Source organism: Streptomyces sp. NTH33, assembly GCF_003236365.1.
Taxonomy (GTDB): Bacteria; Actinomycetota; Actinomycetes; order Streptomycetales; family Streptomycetaceae; genus Streptomyces.
This window is the reverse complement of the sequence record NZ_POTZ01000690.1, coordinates 1-2,657: the sequence shown is the minus strand read 5'-3', so window position 1 is coordinate 2,657 and position 2,657 is coordinate 1. Positions and strand designations below refer to the sequence as shown.

The 2,657-nt window shown below is 73.1% G+C and carries 3 protein-coding genes; all 3 read left to right on the top strand.

Going from position 1 to position 2,657, the window contains the following annotated elements; translation table 11 throughout:
- The coding region (locus C1I97_RS35020) for an NUDIX domain-containing protein (protein WP_111006991.1) at nucleotides 1–479 on the top strand (479 nt) is incomplete at its 5' end.
- Between the two features lie 52 nt (nucleotides 480–531).
- On the top strand, nucleotides 532–1,551 hold the full coding sequence (locus tag C1I97_RS35015; RefSeq protein WP_111006990.1) for a monodechloroaminopyrrolnitrin synthase PrnB family protein: 1,020 nt from the start codon (nucleotides 532–534) through the stop codon (nucleotides 1,549–1,551).
- On the top strand, nucleotides 1,548–2,654 hold the full coding sequence (locus C1I97_RS35010) for a GHMP family kinase ATP-binding protein (RefSeq protein WP_111006989.1): 1,107 nt from the start codon (nucleotides 1,548–1,550) through the stop codon (nucleotides 2,652–2,654). Before C1I97_RS35015 ends, C1I97_RS35010 begins: the two co-directional genes overlap by 4 nt.
- Nucleotides 2,655–2,657 lie beyond the last annotated feature (3 nt).

The following is a 2,657-nucleotide window of genomic DNA, read 5'->3' as shown; positions in this document are numbered from 1 at the left end:
AGGCGAGCGGGCCGACCGCAGGCCCCGGCGTTCAGGTCGCCGCCGCTCTGCTGCGTCGCGGGGACCACATCGTGCTGGTACGTGAACAGCGCGACGGCGAGGAGATCTGGTCCATCCCCGGCGGCGGCGTCGAGCGGGGCGAGCTCTTCCAGGAGGCCGTCATCCGCGAGGTGGCCGAGGAGACCGGGCTGCGCCTGGCCGCGGTCGGCCCGCTCGCCTGCCTCGTCAACACCACGAGCGACCGCTACCCCTCCACGGTGGTGTGCACCTTCGAGTGCACCGACTGGGACGGGGACATCACCGTCCACGACCCCGACGGCAAGGTCACCGGCGCGGTCCTGCTGCCGGTGGAGGAGGCCAAGAAGGTCCTCGCGTCCTCCAACGCGTCCCGGCCCGAGATCGAACCGCTGCTCGCCTACCTGGAGGGCGCCCCGGCCGGCCGGGTGTGGGCCTACCGCGACACCGAACCGGTCAGCTGACCGCCCCACCCACCACTGGCCGGGCCAATGGACGAAAGGGGAAGCCATCCGCATGCCACTCACTCATGACCCGGATGCGACCGTCGCGGCGCTCGACCCACTGGGCGCCGATGCGGTGATGCGGGCCCTGCCGCACGCCAACCTCGCCGCGGACGTGACGTGGTTGCACCAGCGCGCCGCCCTGTTGGCCCGGCGGTCCGCCGAGGTCCTGAGCGCCGCCCCCGCGCAGGCGGCGCTCCGGGACCTGGGCATGCTCACCGCCTCTCTCGCCCGTCACACCGGGCACAGTGCCCCGGCGCCCTGCGTCGAAGCCGCCCTGCTGCGCCTGGGCGCACTCACCGGTGAAGTCCCCCGCGAGACGGTGTACTCCTACGCCACCCGCAACCCGCGCGGACTACGGCGCCGCTCCTTCACCGACACTCCCGGCGAGCACCTGTTCATCGACGAGGTCACCGCCGCCAGCCATACCCTGGAGGCCGCGATCGACCTCCTGGTGCACCTGCCGAAGGCTGACAATGAGACCGCCGCGACCGCACTGGCCGACCAAGTCGCCCAGCATCTGCGCGCCTTCAGCACCCACCTACTGCGCGTCAAACGGAACCTGACCCCGGAGTTCTTCACGGGGCAGTTACGCCCGTACTATCCGCCGCTGGAGATAGCCGGCCGCACCTACTACGCGCCCGGCGGCGCGCAGATGCCGCTGCTCGTCGTGGATGTCCTGCTGCTCGCCCAGGCGTCCACCGGCCCGCTCGCCCGCTGGTACGCGCAGTACGTCGCCGGCAACGTCCTCTACCTGCCCCCGCACCACCGCGCCCTCATCGAGGACGCGGGCAGCCGGCCCGGCCTGGCCCGGCTCGCCCGCCACGCCGCGCACCTGCGCCCGGCCGCCCTCCGGCTCCTGGGCGAACTGCGCCGCTTCCGACTGCCGCACCGCGAGCTGGCCCGCACCAACATGGCCGTCCGCCCCGACGGCTCGCTGGGCAGCGGCGGCTACACCACCCACGCCCTGGACCGCCTGCTGGACGTCACCGAATCCGCCCGCGCCCTCCTCACCGCCGGGAGCCCCGTATGAACATGGCCGCGTCCATCGACACCGACTTCCCGCCCTTCCCCGTCGGCACGCCGCGCTCCGCCCTCACCCATCAGCTCACCTCGCCGCCCGAACCGGTCGCGAGGCGCATACGCCTGACCTACCCGAGTCGGATCAACGCCATGGCCCTCGACTCCAGCAAGATCGTCCCCAGCCAGGCCGCCTACCTCGCCGGGGAACTCCTGATCACCTGCGACCTGATGCGCGAGGCCGAGGTCGAGATCGTCCCCGACGGCCTCGCCGTGCAGACCGCCCCGGACTGCGCCCATCCCGTCCTGGCCCGCCACGCCGCCCTGCTCATGCGCGACGCCCTCGGCATCCGCGAGCGCCTCCGCGTCCGCGTCACCGCGCCCGACCTGCCCGCCCATCTCGGCCTGGGCTCCAGCAGCGGCCAGCTCGCGGCCGTGGCATCCGCCGTCAACGAGCTGTACGGCAGCCCCGCCGCCCCGCGCCAGCTGATCAAGTTCCTGGCCCGCAACCACGGCGAAGAGATCGACGGCGACGAGCAGCACCTCCTACCCGTCCAGTGCCTGGGCGGCTCCGCGACCGCCGGCCTCATCCCCGGCGCCGTCCAGGTCATCGCCGGAGCCCAGGTGCCGCTGCTGAAGGCCAACCTGCCAGCAGACCTCCACCTGGTACTCGGCATGCCGCACCAGCCGCTGCTCTGGGATGCGCGCGCCAGCCTCGCCGCCGAAGCCCGCCACTTCGACGCCTTCGCCGCCACCGGCCGCACCCACGGACCCGAGATCGCCTACCGGCTCCTGCACGACGCCTGGCCCGCCCTCGAAGACGGCGACCTGCGCCCACTCGGCCAACTGCTGTTCGACTACCGCTTCCGCATGGGCAGCCTCGCCAACTGCGCGTTCTCCCACCCCGACCTGCTGGCCACCGGCGCGAAGATCGAGCACATCTTCACCGACCGCCTCGCCGACATCCTCACCCTCTCCTCCGTCGGCCCCACCTTCGCCGCCCTCACCCGCACCCCCGAGACGTGCGAGCAGGCGTTCACCGCCGCCGGGCTGCGCCCCCTGCGCTGCCGCCCCTGGAACCGCGGCTACACCCTGACCCGCCAGGAAGCCCGGTGACGC

What these genes read in the sequence shown, in the direction of transcription:
- C1I97_RS35015 (WP_111006990.1), top strand. Translation starts at nt 532, where the DNA reads ATGCCACTCACTCATGACCCGGATGCGACCGTCGCGGCGCTCGACCCA.
- C1I97_RS35010 (WP_111006989.1), top strand. Translation starts at nt 1,548, where the DNA reads ATGAACATGGCCGCGTCCATCGACACCGACTTCCCGCCCTTCCCCGTC.